Annotated in this window: 16 protein-coding genes; 8 read left to right on the forward strand and 8 right to left on the reverse strand. The window is 67.9% G+C overall.

What is annotated here, in order from left to right; all coding sequences use genetic code 11:
- Positions 1-50 precede the first annotated feature (50 nt).
- Complete coding sequence (locus tag ACFOLC_RS05295) at positions 51-1,001, reverse strand: ABC transporter ATP-binding protein (protein ID WP_386758188.1); 951 nt, start codon at positions 999-1,001, stop codon at positions 51-53.
- Between the two features lie 91 nt (positions 1,002-1,092).
- Entirely contained in the window at positions 1,093-1,356 is a 264-nt protein-coding gene (locus ACFOLC_RS05300) for a DUF2798 domain-containing protein (protein ID WP_386758189.1), read from the reverse strand.
- Between the two features lie 229 nt (positions 1,357-1,585).
- Between ACFOLC_RS05300 and ACFOLC_RS05305 the strand changes: the two genes are divergently transcribed.
- Positions 1,586-1,960 (forward strand): YciI family protein, encoded by a 375-nt coding sequence (locus ACFOLC_RS05305; protein WP_386758540.1) that lies wholly within the window; start codon positions 1,586-1,588, stop codon positions 1,958-1,960.
- Positions 1,961-2,105: 145 nt separating this feature from the next.
- Here ACFOLC_RS05305 and ACFOLC_RS05310 read toward each other — a convergent pair whose 3' ends face one another.
- Complete coding sequence (locus ACFOLC_RS05310) at positions 2,106-3,083, reverse strand: polysaccharide deacetylase family protein (RefSeq protein WP_386758190.1); 978 nt, start codon at positions 3,081-3,083, stop codon at positions 2,106-2,108.
- A gap of 191 nt (positions 3,084-3,274) precedes the next feature.
- On the opposite strand from ACFOLC_RS05310, the gene ACFOLC_RS05315 reads away from it, so the two are divergent.
- The gene (locus tag ACFOLC_RS05315; RefSeq protein WP_386758191.1) at positions 3,275-3,631 is read left to right on the forward strand and encodes an RcnB family protein; all 357 of its coding nucleotides are present in this window, start codon (positions 3,275-3,277) and stop codon (positions 3,629-3,631) included.
- Between the two features lie 251 nt (positions 3,632-3,882).
- The gene (locus ACFOLC_RS05320) at positions 3,883-4,470 is read left to right on the forward strand and encodes a hypothetical protein (protein ID WP_386758192.1); all 588 of its coding nucleotides are present in this window, start codon (positions 3,883-3,885) and stop codon (positions 4,468-4,470) included.
- A gap of 72 nt (positions 4,471-4,542) precedes the next feature.
- Here the strand turns inward: ACFOLC_RS05320 and ACFOLC_RS05325 are convergent, their stop codons facing one another.
- Positions 4,543-6,687: a DUF6311 domain-containing protein gene (locus ACFOLC_RS05325; protein ID WP_386758193.1), complete on the reverse strand. Its 2,145-nt coding sequence runs from the start codon at positions 6,685-6,687 to the stop codon at positions 4,543-4,545.
- Positions 6,688-6,982: 295 nt separating this feature from the next.
- Between ACFOLC_RS05325 and ACFOLC_RS05330 the strand changes: the two genes are divergently transcribed.
- Both ACFOLC_RS05330 and ACFOLC_RS05335 read left to right on the forward strand, forming a co-directional pair.
- Positions 6,983-8,329, forward strand: coding sequence for an alpha/beta hydrolase family protein (locus tag ACFOLC_RS05330; RefSeq protein ID WP_386758194.1), 1,347 nt, complete (start codon positions 6,983-6,985; stop codon positions 8,327-8,329).
- Between the two features lie 184 nt (positions 8,330-8,513).
- Positions 8,514-8,924: a GFA family protein gene (locus ACFOLC_RS05335; protein WP_386758195.1), complete on the forward strand. Its 411-nt coding sequence runs from the start codon at positions 8,514-8,516 to the stop codon at positions 8,922-8,924.
- 16 nt (positions 8,925-8,940) lie between these two features.
- On the opposite strand, the gene ACFOLC_RS05340 is transcribed toward ACFOLC_RS05335, so the two are convergent.
- A complete protein-coding gene (locus ACFOLC_RS05340) occupies positions 8,941-9,453 on the reverse strand; it encodes a DUF1697 domain-containing protein (RefSeq protein WP_386758196.1) in 513 nt (170 codons plus the stop codon).
- Positions 9,454-9,677: 224 nt separating this feature from the next.
- On the opposite strand from ACFOLC_RS05340, the gene ACFOLC_RS05345 reads away from it, so the two are divergent.
- Positions 9,678-10,487: a S1 family peptidase gene (locus ACFOLC_RS05345; RefSeq protein ID WP_386758197.1), complete on the forward strand. Its 810-nt coding sequence runs from the start codon at positions 9,678-9,680 to the stop codon at positions 10,485-10,487.
- Between the two features lie 33 nt (positions 10,488-10,520).
- Here the strand turns inward: ACFOLC_RS05345 and ACFOLC_RS05350 are convergent, their stop codons facing one another.
- A complete protein-coding gene (locus ACFOLC_RS05350) occupies positions 10,521-10,967 on the reverse strand; it encodes an NAD(P)-binding domain-containing protein (protein WP_386758198.1) in 447 nt (148 codons plus the stop codon).
- Between the two features lie 196 nt (positions 10,968-11,163).
- Here ACFOLC_RS05350 and ACFOLC_RS05355 point away from each other — a divergent pair, with 196 nt between their 5' ends.
- The gene (locus ACFOLC_RS05355) at positions 11,164-11,988 is read left to right on the forward strand and encodes a helix-turn-helix domain-containing protein (protein WP_386758199.1); all 825 of its coding nucleotides are present in this window, start codon (positions 11,164-11,166) and stop codon (positions 11,986-11,988) included.
- Positions 11,989-12,003: 15 nt separating this feature from the next.
- On the opposite strand, the gene cycA is transcribed toward ACFOLC_RS05355, so the two are convergent.
- Together cycA and ACFOLC_RS05365 are read right to left on the reverse strand one after the other, a co-directional pair.
- Complete coding sequence (cycA, locus tag ACFOLC_RS05360) at positions 12,004-13,398, reverse strand: D-serine/D-alanine/glycine transporter (RefSeq protein ID WP_386758200.1); 1,395 nt, start codon at positions 13,396-13,398, stop codon at positions 12,004-12,006.
- Positions 13,399-13,498: 100 nt separating this feature from the next.
- Positions 13,499-13,906 carry an SRPBCC family protein gene (locus ACFOLC_RS05365; RefSeq protein ID WP_386758201.1) on the reverse strand — a complete coding sequence of 136 codons (408 nt, stop codon included), beginning with the start codon at positions 13,904-13,906 and terminating at the stop codon, positions 13,499-13,501.
- A gap of 350 nt (positions 13,907-14,256) precedes the next feature.
- On the opposite strand from ACFOLC_RS05365, the gene ACFOLC_RS05370 reads away from it, so the two are divergent.
- Positions 14,257-15,468 carry a serine hydrolase domain-containing protein gene (locus ACFOLC_RS05370; protein ID WP_386758202.1) on the forward strand — a complete coding sequence of 404 codons (1,212 nt, stop codon included), beginning with the start codon at positions 14,257-14,259 and terminating at the stop codon, positions 15,466-15,468.
- Positions 15,469-15,641 lie beyond the last annotated feature (173 nt).

Raw genomic sequence — 15,641 nt, forward strand, 5'->3', positions numbered from 1 at the left:
CCCGGGTGCGCTGCGCTTACCCGGGCTACGTCCTGTGTCGATGAACCGGCTCATGCCCGCGCCTCCCGTCCCTGCCGCACCAGGCTGACAAAAATCTCCTCCAGCGAGCTCTCGCTGGAGTGCAGGTCCTTGAAATCGATGCCGTGCTCGTTGAGGCGTCGCAGCAGCGCGGCGATGCCGGTGTCATCGGCCTGCACGTCGAAGGTGTAGACCAGGGCGTGGCCGTCTTCAGCCAGTTCCAGGCGGTCGCCAAAGCCGTCGGGAATGCGTTGCAGCGGTGCCTGCAGGTGCAGGGTCAGCTGCTTCTTGCCGAGCTTGCGCATCAGCGTGGCCTTGTCCTCGACCAGCACCAGCTCACCGTGGTTGATCACGCCGATGCGGTCGGCCATGTCCTCGGCCTCTTCGATGTAGTGCGTGGTCAGGATGATGGTCACGCCGTTCTCGCGAAGGCGCCGCACCATCTGCCACATGTCGTGACGCAGCTCGACGTCGACGCCGGCGGTGGGCTCGTCGAGAAACAGTATCTGCGGCTCGTGCGCCAGCGCCTTGGCGATCAGCACGCGCCGTTTCATGCCGCCCGACAGCGCCATGATCTTGCTGTCCTTCTTGTCCCACAACGACAGGTCACGCAGCACCTTTTCCAGGTGCGCCGGGTTCGGCGGCTTGCCGAACAGGCCGCGACTGAAGTTGACCGTGGCCCATACGCTCTCGAACGCATCGGTCGACAGTTCCTGCGGCACCAGCCCGATCTTGCTGCGCGCGGCGCGGAAGTCGCGGACGATGTCGTGGCCATCGGCCAGCACGCTGCCGCTGCTGGCGTTGACGATGCCGCAGACGATGCTGATCAGCGTGGTCTTGCCGGCGCCGTTGGGCCCGAGCAGGGCGAAGATCTCGCCACGGCGGATCTGCAGATCGACGCCCTTGAGCGCCTGGAACCCCGACGCATAGGTCTTTGTCAGGCCTCGGATGTCGATGATGGACGTATCGGTAACTGGCGGCATGCCGCGTTCCTTTTGCAGCGACAACTCGGGCGCATCGTACCGGAGCACGGCGGAAGGACGTGGCATCGTGTTCATGCCGGCGATTGCACGCTCAACCCAACTCGCCGGACGAGCGGCCTGATGCAGCGGTGGCCGTCCGCGTCAGCCGGGCCAGCAGCGCGCGCACGGCGGGCACGACCACCCAGGCCGTGGGCAGCGCCACGACGAAGGCCACCGGCCAATGCTGCAACCAGACCTGCACCAGGCCCGGGGCCGCGCCGTGATGCATGGCGGTCATGGCGAAGCTGATCACCGCCGACATCGCGGTCACCATGAGTGGAACAAAAGCGAATTGCGCTTGGCGGGGAGTCAGCATGGCGTCCGGCCGGTGTATGGGGGAGCGACATAGCCTAGGCAGCGCCGCCCGCATCGATAAGCCGGTAATACGGGGAAGAATCATCCCATCAACGGGCCAATGCGCGCTGTCACGATGGTTGCGTTCGATCGACAATGAAGTGCCGCGCTGCATTGCGCCACGCGCGGCGCGCTCAGGCACTCTAGTGGCCTCCCTGCCCCACCTGTTCCGACTCACTGCCGAGGACGTGATGAAGTATCTGCTGATGGTCTACACCGATGACACCCTGCTCGACGCACTGCCCGCGGGCCAGTACGAGACGATGATGCGCGGCTGCCTCGCCCATGCCGACGAGCTGCAGGAGAGCGGTTGCCTGCTCGACTTCCAGCAGCTCGAAGCGCCCGTCACCGCCAAGTCGGTGCGTGTGCGCGGCGCTCGCGTGAGCATCACCGACGGCCCGTTTGCCGAGGCCAAGGAAGTCCTCGCCGGCTTCAACCTGATCGAGGCGGAAAGCATGGAAGAAGCCGTGCGCATCGCCCAGGAGTTCCCGTGGACGCGCACCGGCTGCATCGAGGTGCGACCGGTGCGCGACATCGCCGCGGTGCGGCGCCAGGTGGGCGCCTGACGCCCCGTCTCGCTGCGTGCGACAGGCGGCCACCACACTGGCCGCCTCCTCGTCAGGGAGACCCCGGGGCGGCGCACGGACTGGGACCGTTGCGTCGCCCCGGCTTCCGGCCCCCGTTTCGATTTCCGGTGGTGACCGCTCCGGTTCATTCCGAAGTCTCGCCGGCCAGCTCCAGCACCCACTTCGGCACCACCGGCTCGCCGGCGTAGAAGTCCTTGGGCTTGTTCTCAGCCATCGCCCAGCGGTGCAGCCAGCTCGGCCCGAAACGGCCGCGGTAACCGTCCGCACGCGCGTAGGCCGGGTCGGCCAGCGCCTGTTCCAGCGTCACCACGCGGTAGCCGCGACGGCGCACTCCGGCGACCAGGTCGACCAAGGCCGCGGCATTGAGTTCGTTGGCGTGCATCAACCAGACCTGCGGCAGCGTGTAACCGAGTAGCGCCTGCGACTGGCGCTCGAAGTAGTCGACCTTGTTGAGCATGTACGGCACGTAGCCACGGCGCAGGCGCTGCAGCGTGGCGGCGCGCGCGGGCGTGTCGGGCTGGCCGTCGAGCACGTTGGCGTAGGCGAACGCCCACACCCATTCGCCGTTGTCGACCGTGACCGGCGCGATGCGGTAGCCGCGCGCGTCGAGGAAAGTCGCCAGCGCGGCCCGGTCCTCGGGCGTGCGACCGGCGCGCAGGTAAGGATGGCGGAACCAGCGCGGCACCTGTCCGCGCTGCGCCAGCAACGGCCGCAGTTGGCGTTCGCCACGCGCGATGTCGGCCTGGTAGGCCGGCAGGCCGACCGCATGCAGGTCAAGATGGCCGTAGGTGTGGTTGCCGAGCTCGTAACCCGCATCGAGCCAGTCGCGCAGCATCGCCACGCGCTCGGGCTGCAGCTGGCCGTCGACCTCGAGCTTGCCCTCGTTGACGAAGCCGGTGCCCGGGGCATCGGCCTGCTTCAGCGCCGCCATCAGTTGTGCGTGGCGCACCGGCAGTTGTGCCGCCGGCGTGCGCTCGATGCGTTGCCACGGCAGGTCGTCGATGGTGATGGCGATACGACGGTCGGGCGCGGGCCCGGCCGCGAAGACCGTGGCCGAGGACAGCAGCGCGCACAGCCACAGCGCGCGGATCGGGTTTCGCATCGGGCGCTCACATCTTGGAAGGGGCGAAGTGTAGCCAAGGCGCTGGCACCGCTGAAAACGCTTTATCTAAAGGCCCGATGAAGCACGGCAGCGACGAATGGCGACCGCCGTCAAGGTTCTTCAATGGCGCGCCTTCGCGGCGCAAGCGGCGACGTAGGATCGCAGCGCCAATCAATTGCTCAGGGGGATCCATGAAACGCCTGCTGTCCGCTGTTCTGCTCGGCTTCGTGTTCCTGTCGCCCGTGACCGTCCTCGCCAAGGGCAAGGGCAAGCACCACGACGACAGCCACCACCATGACGATCGCCACGACGACGACCATGACGACGACGAGCGCGGCCACCCGCGCGGCAAGCACAAGGGCTGGCACAAGCAGGAGTACCGTCGCGGCGTGGTATACGAGGAGCGTCGCTATTACGTCGACGATTACCGTCACTACCACCTGAATCCGCCGCCGCGTGGACACCGCTGGGTGCGCAGCAACGACGGCAAGTACATCCTGATCGCCGTGGCCACCGGCATCATCGCCGACATCCTGCTCCACCACTGAGCGTCGCAACATTGCCCAGCGCGAGCCCCGCATCACGCGGGGCTCGTCGTTTCCGCATCCGCGCTGCGTCATGAGTACCGCCTGCCCCTCCTGCGGCCCGGCGGCTTGGCAGCGGTAGCAAGCGTCGCTTGTCGCTTTCCGACCCCGCCTGCATTATCACGCTGCGCTCAGGCAGATGAGCGCCCGCTGGTTCGCGGACGCGCCGTGTCGGCTGCGGACCGCTTTTGTTCACGGCATTCATGGAGGTTGCAGTGAAGAAATCCCCCTTGTTCCGCGTACTTCCGCTGGCTTTGACGCTGGCGCTGGCCACCGCATGCTCGACCGCGCCCGCCGACGACGGCCCGCGCGAGGTCACGGCCGTCGAGGTCAGCGTCAATGGCACGGTCACCGCCATCGACACGCCGCTGCGCCTGGTCACCATCCGCGACGACGGCGGCGCGCAGTTGCAGGTGCATGCCGACGAGGACGTGCGCAACTTCGAGCAGATCCGCGTCGGCGACACGGTCAGCGTCGATTACCTGCGTGCGGTCGCGATCGACATCCAACCGGCCGGTAGCGCCAAGCCCGGCGCCTACATCAAGCAGGACCACGACGTTGCCAAGCTCGGCGACAAGCCCGGCGCCAGCGCCTCGGAAACCGTGACGGTACTGGCACCGATCCAGGCGATCGACACCGCCAACAACACCGTCACCGTGCAGGGCCCGCGCGGCAACGTCGTCACCCTCGACGTGGTCGAGCCCGAGCACCGTGCCCGCCTGGGCCAACTCAAGGTCGGCGACATGCTGCGCGTGGCGTTCACCGAAGCCGCCGCGGTGGAGATCCGCCCGAAGGGCCGGTAAGTGCGTCGCCAGAGAAGGCATGCCACGCGCCGGTCTGATCCGGCGCGTGGCCGTTTTCGGCCGCGCTGTTGATCAGTCGCCGGCCAGACTCACCTCGAGCGCGGTGAGCCCGACCTTCCACTTCCTCATCTGCTTCTTCGACACTGACGGCGACGCGAACTGCAGATCGAGCTTGCGGAAATGGACCCGCCCCGACCCGGGCGGCACGCGCAGCGACACGCGGTAACGGCCGTGCCCGTCCGGCGACACCTGCGCCAGGGCCTGCCCGTCCATGAGCACGCGCAGCGTTGCGCGCGTCGGCACCTTGGTGAGGTCCTGCAACTCGAACTGCGCCTGCAAGGCAGCCGCAGCATGCCCGCCGGTCGGCAGGTACACGCTGGCACCGGTCATCGGGATCTGGATCTGCTCGGCGTCGATGCGTTCGCCGTCGGCGCCCAGCAGGGCGCGCGCCTGACTGCCCTGGGACAAGTCGGCGTGGAAGGGCAGGCGGTAGTACGGGCCGGCATCGGCGATCGCCTCGGCACTGCGCAGGTTGGTCGCGCCCGGTGGCAGCGCGGTGCCCCAATCGGGGGCGAGCACGATGCGATCCTGCAACCGGAACAGCGCATCGCGAGGACGCACCAGGGCGGCACGCACGGTGTCGACCATGCTGTCGTTCACCAGGTACAGCGAATCGGGTTCGGGCGCACCGGCAAAAAGCTGCGCCCGCTTGCGCTGGTCCAGTGCCCAGAACGGCTTCACGTCGAGGCGCGCCACCTGCACGATTTCCGTGGCCATGCCGTGCCGCTGCGCATAGAAGGCGGCCGCTTCCCAGCCCGGACCGGCGAACGTGGTCGGCATCCGGCGAAGGTTCTGGTACTTGCCCCCCGCGTCATCCCAGAACGCGGAACGCAGATCCCCTGGCAAGGTCATGGCGGCGCGGGCGTGGTTGTTGGCGCGCACTTGCGACCAGCCCGGATACAGGTCGACCGCCTGCAACACCAGCACCGCCACCAGGACGGCGCGCAACCATACGCGCGGCAGCGCGCGCGCCACGACGAACAACGCAGCCACCACGACCAGGTAGTAGACCACCCAGAACAGACGGCCCGTCGCCTGCACCGGCAGTGCCTGCAATTTTTCCACCAGTCGCGCAGGCAGCGGCAGCGGCCACTGCACACCGCCCAGGCCGATGACGTGGGTCGTTGCCAACGCAGTGAGCACCACCGCCATCAATGCCAGCCCGGTGTGCCGCGGTTTCCACTGCGCACGCACGCCTTTGCCCAGGGTCAGCGCCAGCGCGACCAGCACGATCGCGCCGGCGCCGAGGTAGTTGAAGCCTTCGTACTCGCCCGCCGCCGTGCGCGCATGCAGGCCGAATGCCGACCAGCCGGCGCCGTCGAACGGCGCCAGCAGGTTCATCTTGTAATGACCGAACCCGGTGGCGCGCATGCCGCGCCCGGACACGGTGAACAAACCCGACAGCCAGCCCGATAGCAGCGCCGCACCCACCACCAGGCCGCCTTCCTTGAGCAGCATGGCCTTGCGGGCAGGCAGCGCGGCATCCTCGCGGTAGCGGCGGATCAGGTCGGTGACCCACAGCACGCCCACCAGGACGAACAGGTAGGCGTGGATCGCCATGGCGCAGGCAACCAGCAACGCCCACCACGAGGCCTGGCGCTGACGGTCCGTGCGCAGGCACAGGTAGAGTCCGGCCAGCAGCGGCCAATGCCCGACCAGCGCCAGGTGCCCGCTCAGGCGGTTGAGCATCGGCGGCGCCGTCACCAGCAAAAGCACGACGACGCTGCGGAACACCAGGTCGCGCGACGCCAGCCCGGCCAGTTTCCAGGCAAACCACGCCTGCAGCACCAGGCACATCAGCACCCACAGGCCAAAGTACTGGAACGGGGCCGGCAACAGTGGCGCCAGTAATTTGAAAAACACCGCCAGCAACGGGATCGAGTCGGAGTAATAGACCGACGAGGCGATCTCGAGGCCGTAAGCTGGATTGGCGCCCGGCGGCCACTGCCACGGCGAATCGCGATAAAACGCCCAGCCCAGGTAGCTCTGCGCCAGATCGCCGTGGCTCAACCAGGCGACATGGCCCGGCACCAGGATCGCGCCCCCGCCCAGCGCGAAGAACACGAGCGTGCCGAGCAGCATGGGCCACAGGAACGCCGCGCGCGGATCACGCGGCAGCAGGGAGGCAAACGCAGGGTGCTCGCGATCGGGCTGCAAGGTCAGGGCTCAGTTGGTGGTGGCGGTTCGATGCGACGCCGGCAAGCGATCCCCGTCCGTGGCGTCGCAACGAGGCAGGAGTCGGATGGTACCGGAGAAGGCTTGCTTTCGATCGCGGTGTGCGGTCTGCGTCATTTGACTTTTGCAGCACCCAGCACCGCGACGAGACCGCGTGGTGCATTGGCCCATGACATCCGCTCGTGACGACCGGCACTTGGGAGATGCAACCCCGCGGTGCGTCCATGCATCCCAGACCATGACCCATCGTTACCACGCGCGCCGCCTCGGAGCTTCCATGACGCTTGTCCGTACCCTGCCTGTCCTGCTCGCGACCTTGCTCGCCAGCCACATCGCTTCGGCCGCCGACGTGAATTGCCACGCCGGGGCGTATCGCCTCGACGACGGTGCACTCGTCGACGTCGCACCGGTCAGCGAACCCAACCAGTTGCGCTGGCGCCTGATCGACGGCCGCACCGGCCTGCTCACCGCCGACGCCGACGGCCAATGGAGCAGCACGCTGGGCTGGACCGGACGCCCCGACGGTGTGCGCGTGCGGTTCGGCGATTGCACCAGCGGACGCATCAGCTTCGATGGACACAACGGCAGCAAGCTCGTGTTCGACATCGTGCCGACCACGTTCCAGGGCAACGGTGTCACCCTGCGCGGACGCCTGGTGCTGCCGCAGGGATCAGGGCCGGTCCCGGTGACGGTGGCGGTGCACGGCTCGGAGCACTATTCGGGTGTCGACCGCTACCACCTGCAGAACCTGTTGCCGGCCAACGGCATCGGTGTGTTCGTCTACGACAAGCGCGGCACCGGCGGCTCCAGCGGTAAGTACACGCAGGATTTCGCCTTGCTGTCCGATGACGCCAAGGCCGCGCTCGACGAAGCGCGTCGCCTGGCCGGCAAGCGCGCCGGCCGCATGGGGTTCTTCGGCGGCAGTCAGGGCGGTTGGGTCGCGCCGCTGGCGGCGAGCAAGGCGTCCGGCGTCGACTTCGTCGCCGTCGGTTACGGCCTGGCCGAAAGCCCGCTGGCCGAGGACCGTGAGCAGGTCATGCTCGATCTGCGCACCGCCGGCTACGGCGACGACGTGCTGAGCAAGGCGCGCGAGGTGACCGACGCCACCGGCGTGATCGTGGCCACGCGCGGCGCACGTGGCTGGGAGCAGATGGACGTGGTACGGGCCAAGTACGGCCGCGAGCCGTGGTGGACCGCGATGAAGGGCGAATTCACCGGTTTGGTGGCGCAGCACACCCGCGTGGAACTGGCGAAGCTGCAGCAGGAGATGGAACTAGGCACCAGTTGGGACTACGACCCGATGCCCGTGCTGCGCAGCCTGAGCACGCCGCAACTGTGGATGCTCGGCGCGGACGATCGCGAAGCGCCGCCGGAGGAAACCCGCAAGCGGCTGGTCGCGCTGGCCGGCGAAGGCCGCCCGATCAGTGCCGTCGTGTTTCCCGGGACCGACCACGGCATCATCGAGTTCGATACCGACGCCCAGGGCGAGCGCCACTCGACACGCATCGCCGACGGCTACTTCCGCATGCAGATCGAATGGATCAAGACCGGTCGCCTCGCGCACGCGCCCTACGGCAATGCGCAGATTCTGGCAACGCCGAAGGCGCCCGTCGCCGCAAGGTGATCGGCCGGGGCGGTCAGCCGTTCAACGCTGGCCGCCCATGTCCTGCGGACCCGTGAGCGTTTCGCCCAACCCGCACGTTCATGACGTGCACCGGCACACCCTCCGGCAGAAGATCGCAACCTCGATCAATCGACCGCGGCCACCATGGGCGCAACGGACATCCCCGGCCTCCAGGAGCCTCGACATGCCGACTGCCTCACTGGAAGGCGGCTGCCAATGTGGCGCGATCCGCTACCGGATCAGCGGTGCCCCGGTCATGACCGCGCTGTGCCATTGCCGTATGTGCCGCCGCGCCAACGCCGCGCCCGCCGTTGCCTGGGCGATGGTCGAACAATCACAGCTCGCCTACCTAACCGATGCGCCGGCGACCCACGAATCCTCACCGGGTGCGCATCGCGGTTTCTGCCCGCGTTGCGGCACGCCGATCAGCTTCACCGCCGACTATCTGCCGGGACTGATCGACATCACCATCGGCAGCCTCGACGAACCGGCCCGGGTGCCGCCCGCGTTCCACTATTGGGAATCCGAACGCCTGCCCTGGCTGCAGCTGGGCGACGCACTGCCGCGTCACCGCGAATTTCCGCCGATGGCGTAACCCCCCGCGCCCACCGTCAGGCGGTGCCAGCCATCTCGACGAGTTTGGCGATGGTGTTGAGGTTGCGCGCGGTGCCGGCCTTGGCCGCCGGGATCACCAGCTTGGAGTCGGCCATGCCGTCGCCGTAATGCACGTAGATCTCGCGCTTGCCCAGCGCGATCTCCTCGCCTTTGCGGTGCTTGACCGTGTCCAACGCATCGGCCGGTGGTGCCTCGTCTAGAAAGATCGCCACCACACGGTTGGGCGCCGCTTGTGGGAACGGATGGTCGGCCAACACCTGCGCCAACTCGGTGGCGCTGCGCACCAGCACGCCGACCGGCTTGCCGGCATAGCCCGCCAGTTGCGCCTCCAGTGCCGCCTTGACCTGTGCGGCCGTCGCGGTCGAGGTCAGCACCACGTTGCCGCTGGCGATGTAGGTGCGCACTTGCGCGAAACCGGCGGCCTCGCACAACGCACGCAGTTCGGCCATCGGCAGCTTGCCGGTGCCGCCGACGTTCACGGCGCGCAGCAGGGCGATGTAGGTCGTCATGCTGGACAGGATAGGGCACTCGCAAAGCGGACGGCGTCGCGCTTCGTTCGCAAGCAGCACATGCATGCCCCCGGCGCGCAACGGGCCACGGTACGGCCGCGGTTGCCACTGCCGACCAACGGCCATGACGTTTCCACCAACCGCCAACCCCACCACAAATCGCTGCCACGCGCCTGCCTATGCTCGGCCGGCCAATGGGCACCCATACGAACAAGGAGATGCGTATGCACCGGTTGATGGAAACGACACTCGTGCTGTTACTGGCCGCCGTCAGCGGCAGCGCTTTGGCCCAGTCGGGGCCGGAGATATCCCCGCAGATCGTCGACGGCGAGCCGGCCCCCACCGGCCTGTACCCGGCCTATGTCGGCCTGAGCGTTCAGGGCGCCAACGGCGTGCGGCACCTGTGCGGCGGCTCGCTGATCGCATCGCGCTGGGTGCTGACGGCCGCGCACTGCTTCCGCGTCAATCCGGACCCGCCAGGTCTGCAGGCCAACATCGGCATGACCCGCTTCCGCCCGCAGATCGAGGCCACCGACCAGGTGGCGGTCAAGCGCATCCTGATCCACCCGGGCTACAACCCGGCGGTGTACGAAACCCGGTTCTGGCACGATCTGGCCCTGATCGAGCTGGAACGGCCGGCGCAGATCAACCCGAGCCGATTCATGCGCCTGTCCAAGCGCGCATGGCACGACCCGGACCTGCAAACCGAACTGTGGGTGGCCGGTTTCGGCGTCATTGGCGGTCGGACTCCCGACGCGCTGATGCACACCACCAGCCATCGTCTGGAAGACGCGTACTGCGCGCAGGTGCCGCCGGGTTACCCGACCACCACCTACACCCCCGACCTGCACCTGTGCATCGACAAGGCCGTGACCGGCGGCGATTCCGGCGGCCCGGTGATGCAACGCCATCCGGGCGGACACTGGGTGCAGGTCGGCCTGGTCGCCAACTCGCTGTACCCGCCGGCGGAAATGCACACACGCATTTCCGCGCATTACGACTGGATCCACGAGCAGATCCGCGGCCAGCACTGAGGTTTACGCAAGGCGGCGGCGACCACAGCACGTTTACGCGGCCTGCGCAGTGGCCGTGCCCGCACCGGCCTCGCCGCGCAGCAGCTTGATCATCGCGGCCAGTTCCTGGTCGGCGTAGCCGGCGCGCTGGAACAGGTCGGCGGCGAAAACCGGGAACTCGTCGTTGATGCCGCTCTCGCGGGCGGCGCGGGCGATGCACTCGGTCGCCTCGACCGAGATCGACAGCGGGCTTTCGCCGACCGTGAAGTCGCCGGACTGGATCACCTCGCCCTCGTACTTGAGGAAATCGGCGAAGGTCGGGCCGATGCCGGCGACCAGCGCGTCGGCCTTCGCCTCCGTGCGGTTCCACACTGTCACGCGGTAGCCGCTGTCCAGCAGCAGTTGCGCCAGCGTGCTGCCCATTTGCCCGAGTCCGATCACCGTCACCTGCTTTACCGTCACCTGTTCCGTCGTCACTTGTTCCGTCGTTATCTGTGTCATTGCCTGCTCCGTGGTGATCGCGCCGGCCTTCGTCTTGAAGGCCTTGCAGCGCGGTGTCGCCATGGTGCGCAGGCCCGGCGCGGCGGTCGCGCCGGAACGGACGGTGTTCGAGCACGTTCGGACGACGGGATGCTGTGTCCACGGCGTTGGGCCAACCGCTGCCGATAATCGCGGCAACGTCGACCCGGAACGCACCATGCAGCTGCCACTACGCGCCACCGCGCCAGCGCCGTTGACCTATCCCGGCGACCTGCACGTCGCGCATTACGTCACCCGGCCAGGCACGGTGACGCTGTCGGCCGTGGCCGAGCACCGCATCAAGATCCACCGTGGCACGCCGGTCACCGGCAGCTGCGGCATCAGCCGCTTCCGCTACGCGCACGGCGATGTCGACCTGTTGCCCGCCGGCAGTGCCGACAGTTGGCAAGAGGATCACACCAGCACCTCGGTGATGCTGCACTTCGCGCCGTCGCTGCTGGCACGCACCGCCGACGAGCTGGGCCTGGACGGCGCCCGCATCGGGCTGGCCGCGCAGCACCAGCTGCGCGACCCGCAGATCGAGCACATTGCCTGGGCGCTGGACGCCGACCGCGAAGCCGGGCGACCTGGCGGCCGTCTCTATACCGACAGCCTGACCACGGCACTGCTCAGCCATCTGCTCGCCCGCCACCGCACGGCGCAGGCGCCGCGGCACGGGCTGTCGAAGCCGCAGCTGCAACGCGTCACCGAGCACATCGACGCGCACCTCGACGAGGACCTGTCATTGGCGCGGCTGGCGCATGTCGCCGGCCTCAGCGCCTCGCACCTGAAGACCCAGTTCAAGCGCTCGACCGGCCTGCCGCTGCACGCTTACGTGGTGCAGCGCCGGGTCGAGCGCGCCCGCACCCTGTTGCTGCGCCGCGAGCTGCCGGCCAGCCGGATCGCGCTCGACGTTGGTTTCGCCCACCAGAGCCATATGGTGCGCTGTCTGCGCCGCGTGCTCGGCGCGGACGCCGCGCCGCTGTTGCGGCGCGCGGCGTGAACGAGGTCGCTGCGCCTACGCCGATTCGGCCTGCAGCTGCGCGCCGCGGCGGCCCTTCCAGAAGTAGCCCGCGGCCAACAGCGCGAACCACACCGGGCTGGCCAGCAGTGCCTGGCGCGTGTCGACCTGCTGCCACAGCAGCACCAGCACGAAGGCGAAGAACACCAGGCAGACGTAGCACATGGCCACGCCGCCGGGCATCTTGAACGCCGAGGCCGCATGCAGCTCGGGCCGGCGGCGGCGGTAGACGATGTACGCGCTCAGGATCAGCGACCACACGAACATGAACAGCACCGCCGACAACGTCGTGATCAGGGTGAACGCCGTCACCAGGTTCGGAATCAGGTAAATCAGCATGGCCCCGCCGAGCAGGCACAGGCACGAGAACAGCAACCCGCGCGACGGCACCGCCGCCTTCGACAGGCGCGCGAACGCCTTCGGCGCGTGATTTTCCTGGGCCAGGCCAAACAGCATGCGGCTGGTCGAGAAGATGCCGCTGTTGGCCGAGGACGTAGCCGAGGTCAGCACGACGAAGTTGATCAGGCTGGCCGCGGCCGGAATGCCGGCGAGCACGAACAGCTCGACGAACGGGCTCTTGCCCGGAACCACCTGCCGCCACGGCGTCACCGCCATGATCGCCACCAGCGCCAACACGTAGAACACCATGATCCGCACCGGGATCGAGTTGATCGCCTTGGGCAGGTTGCGACGCGGGTCGGCGGTCTCGGCGGCGGTGGTGCCGACCAGCTCGATGCCAACGAAGGCAAACACCGCGATCTGGAAGCCGGCGAAGAAACCGGTCAGCCCGTGCGGGAACATCCCTCCGTCGTTCCACAGGTTGGCCAGCGAGGCCACGTTGCCCGACGGTGACTTGAAGCCCCACGCCACCAGGCCCAGGCCGGTGACGATCAGCGCGCAGATCGCGACGATCTTGATCAGCGCGAACCAGAATTCCATCTCGCCGAACAGCTTCACCGTCACCAGGTTCAACGACAGCAGCAACAGCACGCACAACACCGCCGGGATCCACGGCGCCAGTTCCGGGAACCAGTACTGCGTGTAGGCGGCAATCGCGATCACGTCGGCCACCGCGGTGATCACCCACGAGAACCAGTAGGTCCAGCCGCAGAAAAACCCGGCCCACGGGCCGAGCAGGTCGGTGGAGAAGTCGATGAACGACTTGTACTGCAGGTTGGACAGCAGCAGCTCGCCCATCGCCCGCATCACGAAGAACAACATGCTGCCGATGATCAGGTAGACCAGCAGGATCGACGGCCCGGCCAGGCTGATCGTCTTGCCCGAACCCATGAACAGGCCAGTACCGATGGCACCGCCGATGGCGATCAGCTGCAGGTGGCGGTTGGAGAGACTGCGCTTGAGGTGATCCGGGTGCACGGCTGAATCGGACATGGAGCGCGGCCATCGGCGGTGGGAAGCCGACAACATAGAAGATGCGGGACGCGCCTGCCAGCACCCGCGACCGCCACCGGCCCGGGCGTGCCGGGCGGGATCAGCCGCGCGGGTCGTCCTGTTCCAGCGTCTGCTTCATCGCGGCCAGGCCCTGATCGATCATCGGGCCGATCTGCGGCACCAGTGCATCGGGCAGCAAGTCGGCAATCCAGACCAGGCGGGTGCGGCCGCCGCCGTCGGCGAACGCCTGCACCGAGGCGTTGTGGTGACTGAAGGGCTCGCCCATCGCCGACCACACCACGCGGCGCCGGGCATCGTCGACGTCGACGATGCGTTCGCGCACCGTCATGCCGCTGCCGAAGGTGACGACCCGCACATCGCCGTCAAGCCGGCAGTCGCTGACGAAGCCGCGCACCAGCCGCTGGTGGATCCGGCCAACATCGCGCAGTGCGTCCCACACCCGCTCGGGGGCGGTAGCCACGTGGATTTCCCGGTGAATCGATGCCATGGGAGTCTCCTCGGCCGGTCGGCGGATCGGCCCTGATCGGTGGAGGCCCCAGTGTGGACCCGCTGCACGCGGCGAGATAGTCCAATCGCACGCAATTCGACCCGGCTCGCGCCTGCGACATTGTCCGTTGCACGTGCCGCGTCGAATCGCGTCCCAGGGCAACACTGAATAAGCGTCGTCATTCCCGCGAAGGCGGGAATCCATGGACGTTAAATCCTTTAGCAACAATGTCCTTGGATTCCCGCCTTCGCGGGAATGACGAGCAAAAGCGACTTGATCAGCGTTGCCCTAGCTTCAGCCGAGCACCGGCCAGGTGCTAAAAAGACCCGTCCCCTCGAGTGAGCACCACGATGCCCCGACTGCCCACATGCCTGCTGGCGACGCTGCTGGTCATTGCAAGCAACAGCACCTACGCCGCCGAACCGGTGGCCAGCGTGCGCGTGGCCTTCGACCGCGCGGGCATCACCACGACCCGCGTCGACGGCCTGGCCGACATCGCTGCCGGGCGCAAAGTCAGCGCCGACGACCCGGTGCGGATCGCTTCGATCTCCAAGCTGGTCACCGCGATCGGCGTCATGCGCCTGGTCGAGGACGGCAAGCTGGACCTGGACGCGGACGTGTCCGACCTGCTGGGTTGGCGGCTGCGTCACCCCACCTACCCGGACCGGCCGATCACGCTGCGCCTGCTGCTGTCGCACCGCGCCGGCCTGACCGATGCCGCCGGCTACTACGCGGTGCCACTGGACGGGCAGCTGCAGGACGTCCTCGATGACCCGCGCGCGTGGGATGCCGCGCATGCGCCGGGCGGTTATTTCCGCTACGCCAACCTCAACTACCCGCTGGTTGCGGCGATCATGGAAAAAGCCACGGGGCAACGCTTCGACAAGCTGATGGACGCGCTGGTGCTGCATCCGCTCGGCATCGCCGCCTGCTTCAACTGGGAGCGGTGCGACGACGCCGTCGCCACACGCGCCGTGGTGCTGTACGACGCCCAGCGCGCGCCGGTGCGCGACGACCACCGCGGCCGCAAGCCGGCGTGTTCGGTCAACCCGGCCCGCAACGGCGACTGCGACCTGTCGCGTTGGCGGCCCGGTGCCAACGGCGCGCTGTTCTCGCCGCAGGGCGGCTTGCGCATCTCCGCGAATGGTCTTGCCAAAATCGGCCGGCTGCTGCTCGGCGACGGCCGCGTCGACGGCGTGCGTGTGCTCACCGGCGCTTCGCTGCGCACCCTGACGCAACCCGCGTGGACCTACGCCCCTGGCACCGGCATGACCGTCGAGGAGGACGACAGCAGCCAATCGCAGCGCGGTTTCTATTGCCGCTACGGCCTGGCCGTGCAGACCCTGGCGACCCGACGCGACGGCTGCCGCGACGACCCGTTCGGCGACGGCATCGCCCGCATCGGCCACGCCGGCGCCGCCTACGGCCTGCTGTCGGGCCTGTGGGTCGACCGCAAGGCCGGCACCGGCGTCGCCTATTTCGTCACCGGCATGCCCGACGCAGCGCCGGGCGAACACTCGGCGTTCCGCGCGATCGAAGAGGCGATGGCGCGCGGGCCGTGAGTGGCGCGGTCTGACCGTCGGACCACGGAAGACTCCGGCTAGGGCAGCGCTGATTAAGCGTCGTCATTCCCGCGAAGGCGGGTTGCCTTATCGTACCGTCGAAGGCGGCTATCCATGGACGTTAAACCCTTGAGCAACAACACCCTTGGATTCTCGCCTTCGCGGGAATAGAA

Source organism: Lysobacter cavernae (assembly GCF_042648505.1).
Lineage (GTDB): Bacteria > Pseudomonadota > Gammaproteobacteria > Xanthomonadales > Xanthomonadaceae > Lysobacter_L > Lysobacter_L cavernae.